Origin of the sequence: Streptomyces sp. NPDC044984 (assembly GCF_040646935.1) — a bacterium.
Classification (GTDB): Bacteria; Actinomycetota; Actinomycetes; order Streptomycetales; family Streptomycetaceae; genus Streptomyces.
The window spans coordinates 52,057-72,858 of sequence record NZ_JBEZBE010000038.1; the positions used below are offsets into that span (position 1 = coordinate 52,057).

The following is a 20,802-nucleotide window of genomic DNA, read 5'->3' on the forward strand; positions in this document are numbered from 1 at the left end:
GTCAAGCGTGCGTCCGAAGGCGCCCCACTGATCGTTCAAGAACGACGTCGCGGGTCTTGTCTCGGCGGTCCCGGCCGGCAGGGTGTCGAGGTGCGTGCTGATCTTGTTCCCGGCACCCTGCGAGGGCGGGCGGCTCCGCTGCTGCCGTCCACCCCGAGCTTCGTCGGCCGGGTCGGTTGCGTGCTCCTGACCAGGTGCCGCCCGCAGTTCGAACCTCAGCGGAGATTCAGCACGAGCCCGGCCCGTGGTCGGCACCCGGTCAGTCCCCCACCCCGGTGTTCATTTCCACAGGCTCGGGCACGTCCTGTTCGGTGGCCGGGCAAGCGCTGAGGGTGGCAAGTGCGAGAACGCCGACGGCGAGGAGAACGCCTGCGGCGACGGTCAGTGCCGTGCCGCACCCGGCGACCAGCGCCTCGCCGGTGCCCGGCGCGGGCCCTCTCCGTCTGTGCGGTGACGGCGGCGACCCCGGCGAGCACGGCCAGGGCCGTCCGCTCATCCACCTCCAATGCCCCTGAAGACGTTCCGAAAGGATCAATTACTCGCGCGCGGCCTGTTCCGCTTCCGACGGTGCCTGCGCGTCCCGCCTGCCGGCCGGAGCAGCACCAGCAGGGCGGCCCGTGCCGCCGCGCCGGCCAGGACCAGCACGACCAGCCGGTCGGACACCGCCGACGAGAGAGGTGCTGTTGTCCGACGTGCCGAGCAATCCGGCGAGGCCGCGCACTCAGGCCAGGGACAGGAACAACTTCTCCAGACGGGCCCGCATCTGCTCCCGGTCACCGGACGCGGCCATGTCCTCATCCGTCAGGCAGTGCTGCAGACCGGTGGCGATGATCGCGAAGCCCGCCTTGTCCAGCGCCCGGGACGCCGCCGCGAGCTGCGTGACCACGTCCTCGCAGTCCCGCCCCTCCTCGATCATCTTGATCACACCGGCAATCTGGCCCTGCGCCCGCCGCAACCGGTTGACCACCGTCTTCAGTTCCTCAGCCGCCATCGCCAGTTCCACAGCCACACCCCTTCCAGATACCCCACAGGGTATCCTATCCGGAGGGGCAGTCCCGGGAATCCGTCTCCTCGACCAGGCGAAGGAGAGGTACCCCACCATCTCCGAGAGCCGGGGCGGCACCGGCTTCAAGAACGCCGTCGTCGAGCACGGTGCCCGCCTCGGAATCGACGTCGAAGTCGTCAACAGGAATCCGGAAACCCGCGGCTTTCAGGTCGCGAAAAGGCGCTGGGCGGTCGAGCGGAGTATCGGTTGGATCATGATGCACCGCCGCCTCGCCCGCGGCTACGAGACCCTCACCGCCAGCTCCGAGGCCATGATCCACGTCGCCTCGATCGACAACCTCACCAGGCGCATAACGGACGAGACGACACCCACCTGGCGAGGAACGCACTAGGACGCAAACGGCAAGTTGCCCACTTCAAGCGCCCTTTTGACGCCGCTCTTCGCGGGCTGGAACCGGCACGACCGACGGCCGCCACTCTCGCTTGAGCAACCCGAACACCCACGAGTCGGAAACCTCGCCGTTCACGACGCAGTCCTCCCGCAACGTCCCTTCACGCACGAATCCGATCTTCTCGAGGACCCGGGCGGATGCCACGTTGCGCGTATCGGTCTCGGCCTGCACGCGATTCAGGTCCAGTGTGTCGTACGCCCATCGCAGCAAGGCGTGCGCGGCCTCCGTCGCGTAGCCGTGGCCCCACATCGCATCGCCGAGGACGTAGCCCAACGACGCGCTGCGGTAGTCCGGGTTCCATCCGGTCAGACCGCACCAGCCGACGAAGGCCCCGTCAGAGGCCCGGTCGATGGCCACCCGCGCCCCGGTGCCTTCGTCCGCCATCTTCCGGCACGTCGCGATGAACCGCTCGGCGCGGGCCGGTTCGGTCCACGGCGGGGAGTCCCAGTAACGCAGCACGTAGGCGCTGCCGTGCAGCGCGAAGAGAGGGCCTGCGTCGGCGTCGGTGAAGGGGCGCAGTCGCAGGCGAGCGGTGTGCAGTACGGGGGTGGCCAAAGTCATGCGCACCATCTTGTGTCCTCATGGGCGGGCAGGACACCGGATATCCGGTCCCGGTCCGGCCCTCATGACCAAGGCACCGTCTGCCAACGGATCGTGCATGCCTTCAACCAGCCCCCCAGGCACTCAGGGTCTGCGAACGGCACGACTGCTCGGCCTGCCCACCGGTGGCCCGGACATGAACGTCACCCGCAGCCGCCACCAGCGGCTCACGCACTGGCCGGGCCCTCGCCACGCTGTCCGGGGCCAATGCCGATGCTCGCAACGACGGTGGCTCCGCCCTCCGCTCCCTCGTCGAGCGCGCCATCCACCACGTCGTGCTCCTGCACCTGCCCGAGGGCCGCGTCGCCGAACACCTCCACGACGCGCTCGTGGAAACCGTCCGCACTCCGCCCGCCCACCCGAAACGCTCGGCTGGGAAGCCCCAGCCGAGCGCCTCACGTGTTGCAGCGACCCCGGAGTCCACCCGGTGCGCCGGGGCGCGAGCCCGCGTCGTGGTTCATCGGGCCGCTCGGCTCATGTCGCGTGGATCTCCAGGGCGGCACGCACGGCGGACTCCACGGCTCCCTCGATCCAGGCCGGCTTGACGGACGTGTGGTCCCCGGCGAAGTGCAACGGCCCCTCGCGCGCGGGGATGGCGGGCAGCAGCTCCGTGTGCTGCCCGGGCAGGAGCACGGACGCCTCCCCGTAGGCGTAGGGGTCGCGCAGCCAGCTCTGCGTGCGGCCCGCTCCGGTGTAGAAGACCTCGATGCGCCGGCCGTAGACCTGCTGGAGGCCGCACAGGGCGTGCGGGTACCGTGCCTCGTCGTCCAGGGAGTCCCAGCGCAGCGCGTCGTCCGCCCAGCTGTAGGACGCCAGGACCACGCCCCCCGCGCTGCCGGGTACCGGATGGGAGGGGTGGAACATGAACCGGTTGGCGTTGTCCGACACCGATCCGCCCCCCACGACGTCGACCGCCTCCGGCTGGTCACGCACCAGCGCGCGGTTGGCGGCGTAGTGGGTGCGCTGGCCCGCTGAGATGTGCCCGGCGGGCACGGAGGGATGGGCGCCGAGCAGGCTGCCGTCCGCGGCGGTGCGGCCGGTGCGGTAGGCGTCGTACAGGCCCGGCTCGACGGCGTTCAGCTCGCGCTTCCAGTCGGCCTCGTCGAACTCCCACCAGCGACGGCTGAACTCCAGCAGCACCTTGGTCGCGCTGTCGTAGTGCAGCTCGCAGACGGCACGGCGCTTGCCGTACGACATGGGCGGTTCGATCTGCACGTGGCGCAGTCCGGAGAACGGCACCGTCACCACGGCGACGTCCGCGGTGAACTGCTCGCGCACGACCGGCCCGTCACGGCCCTCGGACACGGTGTCCACCCACACGTGCGGTCCCTTGCTCCGGACGTGCTCGGTGTCCGACGAAGGGCGGTCGGGGTGGTGGTACTCGATGCGCGTGACACGACGGTCGAACCGTACTTCCTTGCGCACCCTTTCCAGCAGGGCGTCCGGCAGTACGGCCGTGCCGCCCTCCAACTCGTAGAAGGGCGTGTCGGGGCTGATGAGGGAGGAGCCGATGAAGCTGTGGATGAAGGACAGCGGAAGGCGGGAGGTGAGGTTCTCCAAGGTGCCGATCAGGTCGATGGTCCGCTCGTCGAGGCCGGCGTGCTCGGTCAGGAAGCGGAACATCGACCAGTCGCCGAACCGCTGCACCACGCGGGCCCAGCCCTTCAACTGCTCGGGGAGGGGTTTGCCGACCCGTTTGCCGTCGGGGCCGACGCGACTGAACTCGTCGCGCACCGGGTCCAGCGCGGAGCGCAGGATGGCGGCGGCCGGGGTGTCCCAGTGAGCCCGGGGGACGCCGAAGGAGCGGTTCACGCGACGGGGCGCACGGGCGTAGTCGGCGCGCCGCACGCGGATGCCGTTGACGTGGATCCAGGTGCGGTGGGCGGGGCGTCCCTCGGTGTCGACGTCGACGTAGTGGAAGCGCCGCTTCTTCAGGTCGAACCGGTCGATCAGCTCCATCACCAGGGGGTGGCTGCCGGGGATGCGCATCGCGCCCGCTTCGGCGTACTGACGGGGATCGGCGAAGGGCTGTCCGGCGTGCTCGTGGCCGCCGTTGCGGAAGGTCTTGATGCGTCCGCCCGCGCGGTTGCCGTTGGCCTCCAGCACCGTCACCCGGTGACCGGCCTCCTTCAGCAGCCAGGCGGCCACCAGCCCGGCCGGACCGGCGCCGATGACCAGGACGTCCATGGGGCGTGTCCGCCGGTGAGCCGGCAGTCCCTTCTGGAGGACGCGCTGGTAACGCGGGACGAGGGGACGGTCGTCGGAGTCCAGGACGAGCAGTGCGCGAGCGACGGCGAGACACCGGTCGAAGTCGGGGCCGCGGTTCCCGCCCGGGGCGGCCGGGGCGGGCAGAGCCGCGGCGGCACCGCCGGTCAGGGCCGTGGCCACCGTGGCCGTCCCGGCCGCCGCCGCGAAGGTCCTCCGGGAGAAGCCGCCGTCCGAGCGCATCACTGCGTGATCTTCAGTCATGGCGGTCTTTGTACTGGCGGCTGTGACCGGGCGCCCGCCTTTCGCCGCGCAGTTGACTCGAAGGAGCGAAGACGGCGACGAACCCTGACGTCACAGCGGGTCCGCCGGTGCGGACGGCTCGGGGAACCCGAAGGAATGAATGCCGGGCAACCCCCCGGTGCCGACGCGATCGATTCCGCACACTGCCAGATGCGTATCCACATCCGTGCTCTCCGGCGGGCTCACGCGGCGCATCGTGTACACGGCGTCGCCCGGACTCACAAGGAGCGCGGTGCGACCAAGGGGGAAGGGTGGCACAGCCGCGCGCTCGGTTCGGTGAGAGGGCCCGTTACTGGTTCGACAGCACGCTGACCCGCGGTGCCTCCGCCCTCGTCGGCTGGATGGCGCTGTTGTGTCTGGCCGTCGTCGTCCCGGCCAGTGCGGTGCTCGTGTGGACCGATCCCGACGCGCCGGCGTCCCTGACGGACAGGTTCGCGCAGGTGTGGCGCCTGACCGGGGAGACACTGCGGCTGGGCGGTTCGACGGGCACGCCGCTGCGCGTGACGGTGTCGCTGCTGCTCGCGCTGGTCACCCTGCTGTACGTCTCGACCCTCGTCGGTCTGATCACGACGGCGCTGACGGAGCGGCTGACCGCGTTGCGCCGGGGCCGTTCCACGGTGCTCGAGAAAGGGCACGCCGTGGTCCTGGGTTGGTCGGAGCAGGTCTTCACGGTGGTGAGCGAGCTGGTGGCCGCCCACGCCAACCAGCGGCGGGCGGCGGTGGCCGTGCTGGCCGACCGGGACAAGACCGCCATGGAGGAGGCCCTGAGCACGAAGGTGGGTCCCGTCGGCCGTACGCGGCTGATCTGCCGCAGCGGCCCCACCACCGACCCGGCCGTGCTCGGCCTGACCAGCCCGGAGACGGCCGGTGTCGTGCTGGTGATGCCCCACGACGAGCCCGACGCCGACGCCGAGGTGGTCAAGACGCTGCTGGCGCTCAGGGCGGCCCTGACCGGAAAGGCCGTCCTTCCGCCCGTCGTCGCCGCCGTCCGGGACGACCGCTACCTCCTGGCTGCCCGTCTCGCCGCCGGACCGGGCGGCGTCATTCTGGAGAGTGACACCGTCACCGCCCGGCTGATCGTCCAGGCCGCGCGCCGCCCCGGGCTCTCCCTCGTCCACCAGGAACTCCTCGACTTCGCCGGTGACGAGTTCTACCTGATCACCGAACCGGCCCTGGCCGGGCGTCCGTTCGGCGACGCGCTGCTGTCCTATCCGACGTCGAGCGTCGTCGGGATGGTGCGCTCGGGCACTCCCCTGCTCAACCCGCCGGAGCAGACCCCCCTGGCCCCGGACGACCTGCTCATCGTCATCTCCCGCGACGACGACACGGTCTGGCCCGGTGACTGCGCGGAGCTGGTCGAGGAGGAGGCGATGGTGTCCGGGCCGCCGGCACCCGCGCGGGCGGAGCGGGTTCTCCTGCTGGGCTGGAACCGCCGGGCGCCGCTCATGGTCGAGCAGTTGCGCCGCCGCGCCCGGCCCGGATCCACCGTCGACGTGGTGGCGGACGGTGACGAGGCGACGGTCCGGCAGGTGGACGAGGCCGACGCGAACGGCGGCACCGACCTGGCCCTGACCCTGCACCACGGGGACGTCACCCGCCCCGAGACCCTGCGGCGTCTGGACGTTCACTCCTACGACAGCGTGATCGTGCTCGGCCGGGACCCCGCTCCCGGCCAGCCGCCGGACGCCCCGGACGACCGCACACTCGTCACCCTCCTGCTGCTGCGCCGGCTGGAGGAGGCCACCGGACGCGAACTGCCGGTCGTCACCGAACTGATCGACGACCGCAACCGGGCGCTGGCCCCCGTCAGTCCCGGAGCCGACGTGATCATCAGTGGCAAGCTCATCGGCCTGCTCATGGCGCAGATCTCCCAGAACCGTCACCTGGCGGCGGTGTTCGAGGAACTGTTCTCCGCCGACGGCACCGGGGTCCGTCTGCGACCGGCCACCGACTACGTACTGCCCGGGTGCGAGACGTCCTTCGCCACGGTCGTGGCCGCGGCACGTCGTCGCGGCGAATGCGCCATCGGCTACCGAAGTCACGGCGGCGCCTCGGCACGTCCCGGACACGGCGTGCGGATCAACCCGCCCAAGGCCGAGCGGCGCCGGTGGGCGGCCACGGACGAGGTGGTCGTCATCGGCAAGGACTGAGGGGGGTACGTCCACCCGGACAGACGGGGGATCGCCTGTCCGGGTCACCAGCGTCACCAGCAAGCCGGCCGGCCATGCCGTGCAACGATGTCTGATTGCCGCCGGCAAGGTCCTGCTGTGGTGCTCATGCTGGCGTCATGACGATGTCATCCACTACAGGGCCGGCGACGGTTCTCGCCGGTATGTATGCGGCTGAGGCGGAGTATCTGGCGGCGGGAGGCCCCGGCGAGGCTTCGTTCGACCTGCTCGCCCCCTTCTTCGCGCCGGATGTCGAGCTGCACCAGGCGGACGCCCTGCCCTACGGAGGCACGTGGCGTGGGCACGACGGCTTGGCGCGGTTCTTCCTCAGGATGGGACAGGTGTGGGAGTCGTTCGACATGGTGGAGCGGGAGTTCCTGGCCACCGGTGAGACCGCGGTCGTGCTCACGCAGGTCCGTGCCCGCGCTCGCGCGACCGGCCGTGAACTCAACTTCCCCATTCTGCAAGCGATCACGGTCAAGGACGGGCGGATCACCGAGGTCCGTCCGTTCTACTGGGACACGCGGGCCGTCGCCGACGCCTGCGCCGTGCCGACACCGACAGCCTGAGGTCGACGGTGAACCCACCGGTCGCCGCCTCGCCGCCCGGTCGTGACCAACACCGGCGGAGGCTGCCGGCCCCGCTCGACGGCAATGCCGCCGGGCGGCTCCTCTCCGCGGTTCTCCTTCTCGACGCACCGGCGGCGTGCCGGTGCGCCCGGCACACGGTGGAGTCGACGTTCACCTCCCAGGTGATCAGGCCCTTCGCGTCCGCCCGGGCCTGAAGCCGGGTGACGATCCTGGCCCAGGTGCCCTCCCGCTGCCGGCGGCGGAACAGGTCGTGGAGCCGGCCCCACCGACCGCGCGCGGGCCACTTCCGGGGACGACCGGGCCGCAGGACGGCCCGCGCGGGCCACCGGACGGATCCGCCATGCACGAGGCCTCTCCTCCTCACTCCGGGAAATGCACCCCAATGGCCCCACTTTCATCCTCATGCCGAGCACGTCGTCACGGCTGTCCTTAGCGTTGCCGTCAGACGGATGGCCCGTCATGAACGAATGCGGACGAGACGCGTCACCACCGGAGCGAGCACGATGGGCTTTCCCAGTGATCCCGCGGGCCTTCTCGTGCGTTCTCGCCCGTGGTTCCCGGAAGTTCCCGGGCGGCACTGAACCTGTTCATTCCCACACACACGGAGGCGACCATGGACTTCGCCGGCCGGCCCTTCATATTCTTCGCCGTCGCGGTTCTCGGCTGCTCCGCCGGGCTCACCCTCATCAGGTCCGCGTCGGCCGACGTGACCCCCCGGAAGACGACCTCGACTGCGGCAGCCCACCCTGACCACGACTCCTCGGCGAAGAGCCGCGCCATCCGCGTAGAGGCCCGGCTGCAAGTCGGTGAAGAGCTCGATCTGGGCGCAACGGGCCGCAGCGTCGGCGACCAGTTCGTCTTCAGCGGGAATCTGGTGTCGGCCGAGGGGCCCGAAGAGCGCCTCGTCGGACGCATCGGCGGGTTCTGCGTCATCACCGACCTCGAACGCAACGCGGGACCATGCACGTCAACCGCGGTACTACCGGAAGGTCAGATCACCCTCCAGGGCGAGCAAGCCGGTATTCCGGTACCGGTTCCGGTCGTCAACGCGATCACCGGAGGCACCGGGGAGTTCCGCAAGGCTCATGGTCAGGTGACACAGCGGGTGTTGACACCGGCTACCTGGCAACTCACGTTCGACCTCTCCGACGTGCAGCCTCCTCGGACCGAGGACGGTCGCACTCCGTCCGAGGTGCCGACGCCCATGTCGCCTTCCCTCCCCGGCAAGTAGCTGGGTCGAGTGGTGTCGACACCGCCCGGAATGCAGTGACGAGAGCACCGGCCCCAGCCCGTGCCGGGTACCGGAAGGTCCCTGTCACAGGCCCGTCCTGATCATCGCCCCGGACCACCGGGCAGAAGCGCATCGTCCGGATCGTTGTCGGCATGTCCCTCGACCGACCGTGGGGTGTGCCGACTCGGAGGCGATGCGCAGCACCTCGGGAACACACCCATCACCCCACGTGGAGACGTCGTGATCAAGAACTTCCGCACACTCACAAGCTGGGGCATCGCCGTGGCGGCCGCCGCCACGGCCACGGTCGGCGCAACCGCCGGTGGCCCCCCGAACCCGTCGCCGGCCGACCCGCAGGCCCGTCCGACGGCCGGTCAGGTGCAGGAGGCGCAGACCGAGCCTCGGACGACGGAGCGCCGACGGATCGCCTCATCGGTCCTGGACAGCGACCTCAAGTTCACGCTCACCGCTCTGAGGTCGCAGACCGACCCGCTCGCGGCATCCGTGCGCCTTCAGGTCTTCACCTTCAAGGACGGCGCGTGGAGAGAATCGGACCGTGCCCTGGTCGGCAAGGCGGATTCCTGGTTCTGGTTCCCGCTGACCGGCCGCCACGCGGTGTGCGAGTTCTCCACCTCCGGTACGGAGCCCGCACCGGTTGCCGTCAGCCTGCTGATCACGCCATCGATCGGCTGCTCACCGACCGAGAACTTCCGCATCGACGACGGGCAGATCGTCCCTGCCCGGCAGCGGGCGGCGGCCGCGGCACCGTGACCGTACCCGCCGCCTCTGTCACCCGGGGGACCCGGCTCGACATCATCGGCAAGGCGGCCGGGCGGTGCCTCGCCGGGTCCCGTCCGACGGCGGTTCGAACTCAGCCGCCGCTCTTTCGCCGGAACGACCGCTGGCTCGCAGCCGGGCCGTGCGCGCCGCGGACCTTCGACGCGTCGGTGTTCGCAGCACGGGCCGCGGCCTGCGCCTGCTTGTCTCGCTTGCGCGCCAGGGCCTCCCGGAACTTGCCCTTCAGGTCGTACTGGCCGTCGTCGTCAGGCACCAGGGCGCCGCTCTCGGTACCAGCCGTCTCCGAACCTTCTTGCGACGCAGAATCTGCAGTCATCGTGACCTCCTGAGGTCGGGCAGTGAAAGCACAGCTTGTCACGCCGGACACCGCGCAGGCCGCCCGCGTCCGGCCTGACCGCGGCATTCGGGATCGGAAGGACGCCGAAGGCGCGTGCCGCGGTCGTCCTCGCCCCGCAGCGGCGGCGCCGGAAGAGCTCACGGAATCAGGAACTCCAGCTCGGGCCGGTCCCACGCCACCGCGGGTGGGTTCGCGGGGGCGGTCCCGGTGAGCAGCGCGCCCACCCTGCGGTAGAACCCCTCGGCCGGGGGATGGGACACCACGCGGACACGGTCCAGCCCCGCCGCCCGCGCCCGGGCCCTCATGTGCTCGACGAGCAGCCGCCCGATGCCGCGGCCCTGCGCCCGGTCGGCGACGAAGAGCAGGTCCAGCTCCGGCGGCACGAGGACCAGCGCGTAGAAGCCAAGCACCCGGCCCGCGGGATCACCGGTGTCGACGGCCACGAAGACCTCATGGGCTTCGATGTAGTCGGGCCCGACACGGTAGTCTGCGACCATCGCCGCGTAGCGGCCCTCATAGGCGCGCGAGCCGCGCACGAGCCGTGTGAGCTGCTTGGCGTCCCGGGCGACGGCCCGTCGTACGACGGTCCCGCCACCCACGGACGTAATACTCGACTTCATACGGAGAGTATTACGCATCCATGATGCCTGTCCGGCCTTGAGGCACCGGTGGCGGACCGTCCCACAGGGAACAGCCGCACCGTGCACGACGGCGCCCCGTCCGCCGGGGGCCCGTCCCCGCCTGATCGCCCCGCGAAGACCGTCCCACTCGGTCAGCCGAATCGAACGCATCGGGGCCTACCTGTGGAGCGGCTGACCGGCTGAAAGGCCGGATGCCGGTCCGCAGGCGCCTCCGCGCCCAACGGCCCCGGTAGGCCGCGGCTCTCCCGGGTACTCGCCGCAGCGTGAAAGGAGGCCTGATATGAGCACGGTCAAGGAAACAGTGGAAGTCGAGGTCCCGGTCCGCACCGCCTACGACCAGTGGACCCAGTTCGAGGAGTTCCCGAACTTCATGGAGGGGGTCGAGGAGATCACACAGCTCGACGCCCGCCACAACCATTGGACCACCAAGATCGGCGGGGTGCGGCGGGAGTTCGACACCGAGATCGTCGACCAGCTCCCTGACGAGCGGATCACCTGGCGCACCACCAGCGGCGACGTCCAGCAGAAGGGCACGGTCCGCTTCCAGCGCGTGGACGACGACCACACCCGGGTGGAACTCGTGATGGATGTCGAACCGAGCGGGGTCGCGGAGAAGACCGCGGACCTGCTGGGGACGATCGACCGGCGCGTCAAAGGCGACATGCGCCGCTTCAAGGACTACATCGAGCGGCGGGGGGACGAGTCCGGGGCCTGGCGCGGCCGCATCACACCCGGCTGAGTGCCGTCGGTCCGACGACACGGCGGTGCGGGCGCCGGCCGCGGGCCGGGGGGCATCACGCGAGGACGGAGTCCACCGTGATGCCCCCCGGCCCGTCCGCGGTGTCGGCTGCGGCTCGGGCCTGCCGCAGTACCCGTTCCCGGGTGGCGTCGGCCGACCACGACCGGTGACGTTCGTGCGCCGTTTTCCATGGCCCGTACTGTTCTGACAGGTCACGCCGTCGCACCCCGGTCCGCAGCCGGCCGGACCGTGCATCCGGTGCCTCGTGCCGCGCAACGCGGAAGAGGGCGCTGACACCGCTTCGCGGTCGGGCTACCTCCGTTCGGCGAGCAGCGCCCGGCGAATGGCACGGCGCTGCGCGGCGGTCGTGGCGCCCCAGATGCCCGCATCCTCCCCGTGCCTGATGGCCCAGAGGCGGCAGGCAAGCAGGACCGGACAGCAGCGGCACACCGCACGGGCCCTCATCACCTGAGGATCACGGTCCCGCTCGACCATCGGGAAGAACAGCTCCGGGTCTTCGCCCACACATGCGGCCTCGCGCCGCCATTCCCGTGCGGCACCGGGCGGGCCGGCGACGGCGTGGAGGGAGGGACGGTCGTATGTCATGGCACACCTCCGCCTGCTGCCGGCCAAGCCGGCAGATGGCCACGGCACCAGGGCGCCGCAGGCCCGGCAGGGGTTGCACCGTCCACTGTACGCAGCAACCGGCGGGCAGGACAGGCAGGGCCCGTGCCGGGCGGAACCTTCCCTTCAGGCCGTGCTGTCGGCTCTCGGGCCGGTGCGTGGGCAGCGGCCCGAGCGAGAGGGCGGCCTCCTGCCCGGGCGCGCAGGCCGTGTTGTCGAGGTCCGGCGTGTGAATCCGCGAGGTCCGGTGTGCGGGGCCGTTCACCCGGTCGCCCGGAGACCGACGGATAGGCTGGCGCCGTCAGTGAAGATCGCGGAAGGAAGACGCACATGGCGGACAGGGTGGAGAAGGCGGCGCGGAGTGTCTTCGAGCGCTACGACCTGGACGGTGACGGCTTGGTCACCGCAGAGGAGTACCGGCAGGTCGTGGCGGAACTGGAGGGCACCGAGATCACCGAGTCGGAGGCCCGGGGAGTGATCGACGCACTCGACACCGACGGTGACCGCCGGATGTCCTTCGACGAGTTCTGGGCAGCCATGAACCGCTGACACCGTCGCCCGGGCCCGGGCGGATTCGGGGCGTCCGTTCCCCGGCCGCCCGGGCCCGGCAGGTGCGACAGTCGCTCGCCGGTCCGGCCCCCACCACCTCGGGCGGACGGTGCCCGTGGCTCGGGGTTCCGCGCCGAGGTGCGGGGCCGGTGACGGGTCCGCTCGCCACGAGCGGCGTGCTCAGGCCGAGCGTACGAAGGCGGCGAACCGGTCGAGCGCCTCCTCGATGTCCTCCGGCCCGAGAGCACTGCACGACAGGCGCAGACAGCGCAACGGTCCGGCTCCGTCATCCGGCGCCGCCGCGTCGTAGAAGTGGTGCAGCGGCGTCCACAGCACACGGTGGTCGCGGGCCGAGCGCTCCAGCGCCGCGTCGGTGACGTCGAACGGCACGTCGACGACGACGAAGAAGCCGCCCTCGGGGCTGTTCCAGCTCACCCCGGACGCCGACGGGTCGGGGAAGCGGCGGGCCAGCCCGTCGACGATCCGGTCGAGGCCCTCCCGGTACACCTCGCCCTCCCGTTCAGTGGCGCGGACCAGGCTGCACCCGTGTTCCAGCAGCCTGCCCCCGGCCACGGCCTGGGCGATCGGCGAGGTGTTGACGGTGACCATGCTCTTGGCCCTGGCGAGCAGGTCCGCCAGGTACGGCCCCGAATCGACCGGTTGGTCGGCCACCGCGTAGCCGATCCGCACCCCCGGGAACACCGTCTTCGCCAGCGAACCGAGGTGGACGACACGGTGTGCGGTGTCCAGCGCCTTCAGGGTCGGGAGGCGCTGCCCCCGGCGCGGGAAGAGGCCGTACGGGTTGTCCTCCAGGAGGAGGATGTCCTCCTGTTCCGCGAGGTCGAGGAGGCCGCGGCGTACCGGCTCGGGCATCCGGATGCCCGAGGGGTTGGCGTGGTCGGGGACGACGTACAGGGCGCGCGGGCGCAGCCCGGCGGCGCGGGCCTCGCCGATGCGCCGCCGCAGGTCGTCCAGGTCGACGCCGTCCGGTCCCTCGGCGACCGGGTGCACCGGCAGGTCCAGGAGGCGTGCCGCCCCGGTGACGCCGACGTAGGCGGGCGTGACGGCCAGCAGCACGTCCCGGTCGTCGCGGCGCAGCAGCCGCAGGGTGAGGAACAGCGCCTCCTGGCAGCCCGTGGTGACGAGGACGGCCTCCGGGTCGACGTCGATGCCCTCGTCCACGGACAGCTGGCGGGCGATCAGCTCGTGGATGATGCCCTTGGTGCGCCCGTACTGGAGCAGCGTGCGCCGGACCCGCTCCTCGCCGTACCCCTGTTCGGTGCGCAGGTGGTCGCTGAAGACCCGCAGCGCGCGGTGGACGTCCTCGACGTCGTAGAACCCCTCGTACGGTGTGCCGGCGGCGAGGGAGAGCGCGTCCGGGTGGCGGCCCGCGATCTCGTTGAGGAAGTTCATCGAGGAAAGCAGCGGGTCGCCCACCGAGGGGTGCAGCGCGGTGAGGCCGAGGCCGCCGGTGGCCGTGCTCGCCGTGGTCATCGCGGTTCGCCTCCCGGGCCGGCGACGGTGCGCAGCCGTGCCGCCGCGTCGAGGTCCGGGCAGCCGGCCAGCGCGAGGGCCGACTCCAGTTCCTCGCTGAGCAGACGGAGGACCTTGAGCACGCCCCGGTGTCCGCCGGCCGCCAGGCCCCACAGCACGGGGCGGCCCAGCAGCACGCCGTCCGCGCCGAGGGCGAGGGCCTTCAGGACGTCCGTGCCGCTGCGGACACCGCTGTCGAGGAGCACCTCGCACCGTCCCGCGACGGCCTCGGCCACGGCGGGCAGGGCGTCGAGTGCGGGCAGGGCACCGTCGAGTTGGCGGCCGCCGTGGTTGGAGACCACCAGCGCGTCCACGCCGCGGGCGGCGGCGCGTTCGGCGTCGGCCGGGTCCAGCACGCCCTTGAGGATCAGCGGCAGCCGGGTGTGTTCGCGCAGCCAGTCCAGGTCGGCCCAGCTCAGGGACGGGTCGACGACGTCGGCGGTCTGCGCGGCGATGGCGCTCACGCCGCGGCTCGCGGTGCGCGGCACACCGTCGGGGCGAGGGCCGAAGTGCACGGGCGACACCCCGTCGGGCAGGGTGAAGGCGCCGCGCATGTCGGCCGCCCGGCGTCCCATCCTCGGTGTGTCGACGGTCAGCATCAGCGCCCGGCAGCCGGCCGCCTCCGCACGCTCCAGCAGTTCCGCGGTGTGGCCGCGGTCACGCAGCCAGTACAGCTGGAACCAGGTGGTGGCGCCGGTGGCGGTGATGTCCTCCACGGTGGTGCTGCTGAAGGTGCACGCGGTGAACGGGACGCCGGCGTCCCGGGCGGCGCGGGCGGCGGCCGACTCGCCGTCCGGGTGCACGGCCCTCTGGTACGCCATCGGGGCCACGGCCACCGGGAGGGCGCTCTCCGTGCCGAGCAGGGTGCGGGTGGTGCCGACGGACGAGACGTCCGCGAGCACCCGGGGGACGAGGTGGAGCCGGTCGAACGCGGCGCGGTTGGCGCGGAGCGTGAGTTCCGCGCCCGCCGCCCCGCCGACGAAGCGCTCCACGGCGGCGGGCAGGACCGCCGCCGCCAGGGCCTCCGCGTCGGCGGGGGTGAGCAGGCCGGCGAGTGCCGGGTCGGTCACGCGGTCTCCCCGTCGGTGTGCGCGGCGGCCTCGTGCTCGGCCTTCTCCGCCTGTACGGCGTCGTACAGCGCGCGGACGTTGCCGCCGCCGAAGCTGTCCGCGCCGGCGCGCTCGATGATCTCGTAGAAGAGCGTGCGCCTGGGGTGGACGGTCCGGGTGAAGATCTGGAAGAGCTGGCCGCCGTGGTCCTCGTCGGCGAGGATGCGGCCCTTGCGCAGCTCGCCGATCGAGTGGCGGTTCAGCCGGAGGCGTTGCTCCAGCCGGTCGTAGTACGTGTCGGGGGTGCCGAGGAAGACGATGCCGCGCTCGAGCATCCGGTCGACGGTGCCGACGATGTCGGTGGTGGCGAAGGCCAGGTGGTGCACGCCGCCGCTGCCGTGCCGCTCCAGGAAGTCGCCGATGTGACCGGCGTCGTGCTCCGGGCTCGGCGCGAGGACGGTGAAGGTGAGGTCCCCGGCGGGGCTGCGGACCGCCTTGGAGTCCATGGCCTCGGTGCCCTGGACCATCAGCTCCTCGTACACGGACGCGTAGCCGAAGACCCGCTCGTAGTAGCCGGTGCTCTCGGCCAGTCGGCCCATGGGGACGCTGACCGCGACGTGGTCGAGGACCGTCAGGCCCACCGGCGTCGGCTCCCCGGGGGCGGTCGAGGAGGCCACCGGCTCGAAGCCGGGCAGCGGGACGGCGGTGTCCGTGTGGCCGGCGGGCCGCTGGACCAGGGTGTGGCGTACGTCGTCGAAGCCGGCGGCGACGGCGGCGGTGACCCAGCCCTCATGCTCGGCGGGCTCGGCGAGGGGCGTGGCGGAGCGGGAGACGGCGTCGGCGAAGGCCTCACGGGCGTCGCGGGCGGTCAGCGCGATGTCGGCTATGCCGTCGCCGTGCCGCGCCACGTAGGCGGCGGCCGGGTGGCTGTCGTCGAGCGCCTGGGTCACCACGAGGACGATGTCGCCCTGGCGCAGCGCGAGGGAGCGGGAAGCGCCCTCGGGTCCGCCGCGTTCGGCTGTGGCGCACACCTGGAAGCCGTAGCCGTCGGTGAAGGCCGACGCGGCGGCCTCGGCGTCGGTGACGTACAACTCGACGTGGCCGACGCGCAGGGAGGTGGCGGGTGCGGTGTCTGTCATGTCGTTCTCCTCACGGGGTGTTCCGGGGTGGTCGAGGTCAGGGGGCGGGGACGCGGGGCGGTCACCGCTCGGCCATGGCGTCGGCCAGGCTCTTGGGCCGCATGTCCGTCCAGTTCTTCTCGACGTACTCCAGACACTCCTGACGGCTCGCGGCCGGGAGGGCGACGGTCCAGCCGGCGGGGACGTCGGCGAAGACCGGCCAGAGGGAGTACTGCAGTTCGTCGTTGACGAGGACCAGGTACTGGGCGTCGTCGTTCTCGAAGGGGTTGGTCATGGGGGTGCTCCGTACGGGGGTGGGTGGGGTCGGTAGGACAGGGGTCAGGTGGTGTGAGGGCGGCCGGTGCCCTCCAGGCGCTCCGCGACGGCACGGCCGATCTCCGTGACGGGGCCGGGCAGGGTCATCTCGTGGTGGCCGCAGGCGACGGGGTGCGGGTCGAGGCGTCCGCCGACGTACGGCGCCCAGGACGAGGGGGCCGGCGCGTCCGTCCCCGGGTCCGGTTCGGCGGTGAACAGCAGGACGTCACCGTCGAAGTGGCGGGGGACGAACTCCCTTTGCAGCCGGGCGTGGCGGGCCACGATGCCGGGCCACGCCCGCAGCGTCCGCGGTGGGATGTCGGTGAGGGGCGCGCCCTCGCGTCGCAGGACCTCGCGGGCCGCCTCCGCGTCGACCGGGCCGCCGTCCGGGAAGCCGGGCGTCTCGTGGCCGAGGAACCGCAGCAGCCGGGCGAGGACGTCACCGTCCGTCCGGTCCTGCGAGGGCGGTCCGCCGGCCTCGGCACGCCCGGCGGCTGTCGCGTCCGGCGGGTAGGCGTCGAGCAGGGCCAGCAGCGCGACCTCCTCCCCCGCCTCGCGCAGCCGCACCGCCATCTCGTGGGCCACCAGGCCGCCGAAGGACCAGCCCAGCAGGTGGTAAGGGCCCTCGGGCCGGACCTCGCGGATCCGGGCCAGGTAGTCCTCGGCCATCGCGCCCACGGACGCGGGCGGTTCCTCGTCCCGGGCCAGCCCCCTGGCCTGGAGGCCGTACAGCGGCCGGTCCTCGCCGAGGGAGCGGAGCAGGCCGGCGTACGGCCAGCTCAGCCCGGCCCACGGGTGGACGCAGAACAAGGGCGGCCGGGTGCCCGTGGCGCGCAGCGGCAGCAGGACCTCCAGGGCCCGTGCGGCCTCCTCGGCTCCGGTCCCGCGCCCACCGCCGGAACGCAGCAGACGGGCCAGGGCCTCGGGGGTGGGCGCGTCGAGCAGCGAGCGGATGCCCAGGGCGGTGCCGGAGCCGGTGGCCGAGCGGATGCGGCCCAGCAGCCGGACCGCGAGCAGCGAGTCTCCGCCCAGCTCGAAGAAGCCGTCCTCGGGGCCGGCCCGGTCCACGCCGAGCACCTCGGCGAACAGCTCACAGAGCAGCCGCTCCTCGGCGTCGCGCGGCGGGCGCCCGCCTCCGGGCGCGGTGAACGAGGGTGCGGGCAACGCCCTCCGGTCCAGTTTGCCGTTCACGGTGAGGGGCAGGTCCGGCAGGATGACCACGGCCGCGGGCACCATGTGCTCCGGCAGACGGTCCGCGACGTACCGCCGCAACAGGGCCGGTTCGACGGACGCGGGGGCCGGGTCAGCGGCGGGCACGGCGTAGGCGATCAGCCGGGCCGTGCCCTGTCCGTCGGTCCGTACCACGACGGCGGCGCGGGCGACGCCGGGGTGGGCGCGCAGGACCGCCTCGACCTCGCCCGGCTCGATCCGTGCCCCGCGCACCTTGACCTGCTGGTCGGCGCGGCCCAGGTACTCCAGTGCGCCGTCGGCGCGCCATCGGGCCAGGTCGCCGGTGCGGTACATGCGGGCCCCGGCGGGCCCGAACGGGTCGGTGACGAAGCGTTCGGCGGTCAGGGCGGGCCTGCCGTGGTAGCCGCGTGCCAGCTGCACCCCGGCGAGGTACAGCTCGCCGGTGGCCCCCGGCGGCACCGGACGCAGCGCCGCGTCCAGGACGTACACCCGGGTGTTCCAGACCGGCCGGCCGATCGGTACGGGGCCCCGGGCGTCCGGCTCGCAGTCCCAGTGGGTGACGTCGACGGCCGCCTCCGTGGGGCCGTACAGGTTGTGCAGCGGCACCCCGGGCAGCACGGTGTGGAAGCGGGCCGCCAGGTCGGCGGGGAGTTCCTCACCGCTGCACACCACCCGGCGCAGTCCGGTGCACCCGGCCGCGGCGGGCTCGTCGAGGAACGCGCCGAGCATCGACGGCACGAAGTGCGCCGTCGTCACGTGTTCGGCGCGTATCAGCTCCGCCAGGTAGGCCGGGTCGCGGTGCCCCTCGGGCCGGGCGACGACCAGGGCCGCGCCCGTGACGAGCGGCCAGAACAGCTCCCACACCGAGACGTCGAAGCCGGTCGGCGTCTTGTGCAGCACCCGGTCCCCGGCGGTGAGCCCGTACGCGTCCTGCATCCACAGCAGGCGGTTGACGACGGCCTCGTGCGAGACTGCGACGCCCTTGGGCCGGCCGGTGGAGCCGGAGGTGTGGATGACGTAGGCGGGGTGGCGCGGGTCGAGCGCGGTGCCCGTTCCAGCGGTGTCCGTTCCCAAGGTGTCCGTTTCCAAGGTGTGTGTCCCGCCTCCGGTGCCGGCGTCCACGACGAGGGCGGGCGTGTCGCCGGCGGGCAGCGCGGACCGTGCCGCCACCGCCTCGGTGACCAGGATCCGGACCGGTGCGGTGTCCTCCAGCAGCAGGGCGACGCGCTCCGCCGGAAGGCCCGGGTCGACGGGGACGTACGCGGCGCCCGCCTCGAGTACCGCCAGGAGGGCGACGACCAGGTCGGCGGAGCGGGGCACGGCGACGGCGACCCGGGTCTCCGGTCCCGCACCGGCCCGGCGCAGGCGCGCGGCGAGCGCGGAGGCGCGGGCGGCCAGCTCACCGTAGGTCAGCCGCTGCGTCCCGTGGACGACGGCCGGCGCGTCGGGTGTGCGGGCGGCCTGGGCGGCGAACAGCCCGGGGAGGGTGGCCGGCGCGACGGGCACCGCCGTGTCGTTCCACCGGGTGAGGACCCGTTCGCGTTCCTCGTCCCGGAGCACGTCGACGGCCGCCAGGCTCCGGCCGGGCTCCGTGGCGAACTCCCGCAGCAGCAGGCCCAGCCGGTCCGCCAGCGCGGTCACGGCCGCGTGGTCGAAGTGCGCGGGCTGGTGGCCGAGGCGGAGGGTGAGGCTCCCGTCGGAGGGGTCCTGGGAGTCCCGGGACCCCTGGGTGACGATCAGGCTCAGCGGGTAGTGGGTGGCGTCCCGGCCCTTGACTCCGGTGAGCCGCGGCCCGGAGGCGCCCGCTCTCGGGGCGAACGACTCCCGGTCGACCGGGTAGTTCTCGAAGACCACGAGGGTGTCGAAGAGCGCGGGGTGACCGGACAGCCGCGTGACCTCGCTCAGACCGAGGTGCTGGTGGCTCATCAGGGACGACTGGCCGGTCTGGAGTGCGGTGAGCGTCTGGAGGACGGTCGCCCGCGGGTCCAGCGCGACCCGGACGGGCAGCGTGTTGATGAAGAGGCCGACCATGGACTCGACCCCGGCGATCTCGGGCGGGCGGCCCGCGACCGTGGCGCCGAAGACGACGTCGTCACGGCCCGTCACGCGGGACAGCAGCACCGCCCAGGCGCCCTGCACCAGGGTGTTGACCGTCAGGCCCGCCTCCCGCGCCAATCGGTGCAGGGCCGCGACCGTGTCGGCGGGGACGTCCAGGGTGACGTGGCCGGGTTCGGCCGCGGGCGCGCCGGCCGCCCCGGGGGCGAGCAGCGTCGGTTCGTCCAGCCCGGCCAGTTCGGTGGTCCAGGCGGCCCTGGCGGCCTCCCGGTCCTGGGCCGCGAGCCAGGCGAGGTAGTCGCCGTACGGGGTGACGGCGGGCAGTCCGGCCGCCCGGCCCCGCGCCGCGTACAGCGCGAACATCTCGCGGAGCAGTACGGGCACGGACCAGCCGTCGAGCAGGATGTGGTGCGGCGTCAAGACGAGGCTGTGGTGCTCCTCGCCGTGCTTGACCAGCGCGATCCTCAGCAGCGGGGGTCGCGCCAGGTCGAACCGCGCCGACCGCTCCTCCTCGGCGACGCGGTCGCGGCGGGCGGTGTGCTCCGCCGCCGGTGCGCCGGTCAGGTCCACGGTGCGCCAGGGCAGTCCGGGGTCCCGGACGACGACCTGGACGGGGGCGCCGGTGGCGTCGTGGACGAACCCGGCGCGCAGGCCGGCGTGCCGGCGCAGCAGCGCCGTCCACGTCTCGCGCAGGGTCTCCTCGTCCAGGGGGCCTTCGAGGTCCAGTACGAGCTGGGCCGTGTAGACGTCGGTGTCCCGGGCGTCGTACAGCGCGTGGAACAGGAAGCCGTCCTGGAGCGGGGAGAGCGGGAGGACGTCCTCCAGGCCCGGGTGGGCGGCCTCCAGGGCCTCCACCTGTTCCTGGGACAGGGACACGAGGGGGAAGTCGGACGGCGTGTGGCCGCCGTTCTCCGCGCCCGTGCCCGCGAGGGTCTCCAGCGCCCGCAGCCACCGCTCGGCCAGCTCCCGCACCTCCGCCTCGCCGAGCAGTTCCCCCGCCCACGTGAACGTCGCCGACAGCACCGGGCCGTCCGGGCCGTCGGCCGTGACGGCGTTGACGTCCAGGGTGTGCGCGAGCGGGGTGGCCGGATCGGCGTCGGGTCCGCCGGGCCGTGCGACCGGCGACCAGTCGGCACCGGACGGGGCGGCGGACACCGGTGCGCGTCCGAGGTAGTTGAAGCCGATCTGCGGCTCCGCGAGGGCCGCGAGGGCGGGCGCGGTGTCGGCGTTGAGGTGGCGGAGGAGGCCGTACCCCACGCCGTCGCCCGGAACCGCCCGCAGTTGCTCCTTGACCCGCTT

The 20,802-nt window shown here is 72.6% G+C and carries 18 protein-coding genes and 2 pseudogenes; 7 read left to right on the forward strand and 13 right to left on the reverse strand.

Translation table 11 applies throughout. The annotated features are described in order from the left end of the window. Nucleotides 1–721 precede the first annotated feature (721 nt). The gene (locus AB0A94_RS31930) at nucleotides 722–1,003 is read right to left on the reverse strand and encodes a metal-sensitive transcriptional regulator (RefSeq protein WP_098750301.1); all 282 of its coding nucleotides are present in this window, start codon (nucleotides 1,001–1,003) and stop codon (nucleotides 722–724) included. A gap of 34 nt (nucleotides 1,004–1,037) precedes the next feature. Between AB0A94_RS31930 and AB0A94_RS31935 the strand changes: the two are divergent. Then, nucleotides 1,038–1,397: pseudogene (locus AB0A94_RS31935) on the forward strand (transposase); the annotation flags it as partial. A 24-nt stretch (nucleotides 1,398–1,421) separates the two neighbouring features. Here the strand turns inward: AB0A94_RS31935 and AB0A94_RS31940 are convergent. The 3 genes from AB0A94_RS31940 to AB0A94_RS31950 all read right to left on the reverse strand — a co-directional run bounded on the left by AB0A94_RS31940 (nucleotide 1,422) and on the right by AB0A94_RS31950 (nucleotide 4,526). Then, nucleotides 1,422–2,018, reverse strand: coding sequence for a GNAT family protein (locus AB0A94_RS31940; protein ID WP_361749500.1), 597 nt, complete (start codon nucleotides 2,016–2,018; stop codon nucleotides 1,422–1,424). Between the two features lie 206 nt (nucleotides 2,019–2,224). Further along, the gene (locus AB0A94_RS31945) at nucleotides 2,225–2,377 is read right to left on the reverse strand and encodes a hypothetical protein (RefSeq protein ID WP_361749501.1); all 153 of its coding nucleotides are present in this window, start codon (nucleotides 2,375–2,377) and stop codon (nucleotides 2,225–2,227) included. Nucleotides 2,378–2,531: 154 nt separating this feature from the next. Next, a complete protein-coding gene (locus AB0A94_RS31950) occupies nucleotides 2,532–4,526 on the reverse strand; it encodes an FAD-dependent oxidoreductase (RefSeq protein ID WP_361749502.1) in 1,995 nt (664 codons plus the stop codon). 290 nt (nucleotides 4,527–4,816) lie between these two features. Between AB0A94_RS31950 and AB0A94_RS31955 the strand changes: the two genes are divergently transcribed. The 4 genes from AB0A94_RS31955 (at nucleotide 4,817) to AB0A94_RS31970 (ending at nucleotide 9,325) form a co-directional block, all read left to right on the forward strand. Beyond that, on the forward strand, nucleotides 4,817–6,715 hold the full coding sequence (locus AB0A94_RS31955) for an NAD-binding lipoprotein (protein WP_361749503.1): 1,899 nt from the start codon (nucleotides 4,817–4,819) through the stop codon (nucleotides 6,713–6,715). A gap of 137 nt (nucleotides 6,716–6,852) precedes the next feature. Continuing rightward, the gene (locus AB0A94_RS31960; RefSeq protein ID WP_361749504.1) at nucleotides 6,853–7,302 is read left to right on the forward strand and encodes a nuclear transport factor 2 family protein; all 450 of its coding nucleotides are present in this window, start codon (nucleotides 6,853–6,855) and stop codon (nucleotides 7,300–7,302) included. Between the two features lie 634 nt (nucleotides 7,303–7,936). Next, on the forward strand, nucleotides 7,937–8,554 hold the full coding sequence (locus AB0A94_RS31965; protein WP_361749506.1) for a hypothetical protein: 618 nt from the start codon (nucleotides 7,937–7,939) through the stop codon (nucleotides 8,552–8,554). A gap of 240 nt (nucleotides 8,555–8,794) precedes the next feature. Further along, nucleotides 8,795–9,325 (forward strand): hypothetical protein, encoded by a 531-nt coding sequence (locus AB0A94_RS31970; RefSeq protein WP_361749508.1) that lies wholly within the window; start codon nucleotides 8,795–8,797, stop codon nucleotides 9,323–9,325. Between the two features lie 100 nt (nucleotides 9,326–9,425). On the opposite strand, the gene AB0A94_RS31975 is transcribed toward AB0A94_RS31970, so the two are convergent. Next, nucleotides 9,426–9,668 carry a DUF5302 domain-containing protein gene (locus AB0A94_RS31975; RefSeq protein WP_361749510.1) on the reverse strand — a complete coding sequence of 81 codons (243 nt, stop codon included), beginning with the start codon at nucleotides 9,666–9,668 and terminating at the stop codon, nucleotides 9,426–9,428. A 158-nt stretch (nucleotides 9,669–9,826) separates the two neighbouring features. Then, a complete protein-coding gene (locus AB0A94_RS31980; protein WP_361749512.1) occupies nucleotides 9,827–10,309 on the reverse strand; it encodes a GNAT family N-acetyltransferase in 483 nt (160 codons plus the stop codon). A gap of 301 nt (nucleotides 10,310–10,610) precedes the next feature. On the opposite strand from AB0A94_RS31980, the gene AB0A94_RS31985 reads away from it, so the two are divergent. Next, nucleotides 10,611–11,069 (forward strand): SRPBCC family protein, encoded by a 459-nt coding sequence (locus tag AB0A94_RS31985; RefSeq protein ID WP_361749514.1) that lies wholly within the window; start codon nucleotides 10,611–10,613, stop codon nucleotides 11,067–11,069. Nucleotides 11,070–11,196: 127 nt separating this feature from the next. On the opposite strand, the pseudogene AB0A94_RS31990 reads toward AB0A94_RS31985, so the two are convergent. After that, a pseudogene (locus AB0A94_RS31990) lies at nucleotides 11,197–11,286 on the reverse strand (IS5/IS1182 family transposase); the annotation flags it as partial. A gap of 95 nt (nucleotides 11,287–11,381) precedes the next feature. Continuing rightward, nucleotides 11,382–11,675 carry a WhiB family transcriptional regulator gene (locus AB0A94_RS31995; RefSeq protein ID WP_361749516.1) on the reverse strand — a complete coding sequence of 98 codons (294 nt, stop codon included), beginning with the start codon at nucleotides 11,673–11,675 and terminating at the stop codon, nucleotides 11,382–11,384. Between the two features lie 348 nt (nucleotides 11,676–12,023). Between AB0A94_RS31995 and AB0A94_RS32000 the strand changes: the two genes are divergently transcribed. Further along, complete coding sequence (locus AB0A94_RS32000; protein WP_361749518.1) at nucleotides 12,024–12,242, forward strand: EF-hand domain-containing protein; 219 nt, start codon at nucleotides 12,024–12,026, stop codon at nucleotides 12,240–12,242. Nucleotides 12,243–12,422: 180 nt separating this feature from the next. Here the strand turns inward: AB0A94_RS32000 and AB0A94_RS32005 are convergent, their stop codons facing one another. The 5 genes from AB0A94_RS32005 to AB0A94_RS32025 form a co-directional block, all read right to left on the reverse strand. Beyond that, nucleotides 12,423–13,736 carry a PLP-dependent aminotransferase family protein gene (locus AB0A94_RS32005; protein ID WP_361749520.1) on the reverse strand — a complete coding sequence of 438 codons (1,314 nt, stop codon included), beginning with the start codon at nucleotides 13,734–13,736 and terminating at the stop codon, nucleotides 12,423–12,425. Continuing rightward, nucleotides 13,733–14,845, reverse strand: coding sequence for an alpha-hydroxy acid oxidase (locus AB0A94_RS32010; protein ID WP_361749522.1), 1,113 nt, complete (start codon nucleotides 14,843–14,845; stop codon nucleotides 13,733–13,735). Before AB0A94_RS32010 ends, AB0A94_RS32005 begins: the two co-directional genes overlap by 4 nt. Then, a complete protein-coding gene (gene hppD, locus AB0A94_RS32015) occupies nucleotides 14,842–15,963 on the reverse strand; it encodes a 4-hydroxyphenylpyruvate dioxygenase (RefSeq protein WP_361749524.1) in 1,122 nt (373 codons plus the stop codon). Before hppD ends, AB0A94_RS32010 begins: the two co-directional genes overlap by 4 nt. A 61-nt stretch (nucleotides 15,964–16,024) precedes the next feature. Continuing rightward, nucleotides 16,025–16,237, reverse strand: a complete 213-nt coding sequence (locus AB0A94_RS32020) for an MbtH family protein (RefSeq protein WP_361749526.1) — start codon at nucleotides 16,235–16,237, stop codon at nucleotides 16,025–16,027. 44 nt (nucleotides 16,238–16,281) lie between these two features. Then, nucleotides 16,282–20,802 (reverse strand): amino acid adenylation domain-containing protein (locus AB0A94_RS32025; RefSeq protein ID WP_361749528.1); only part of this gene is annotated, 4,521 nt, incomplete at its 5' end.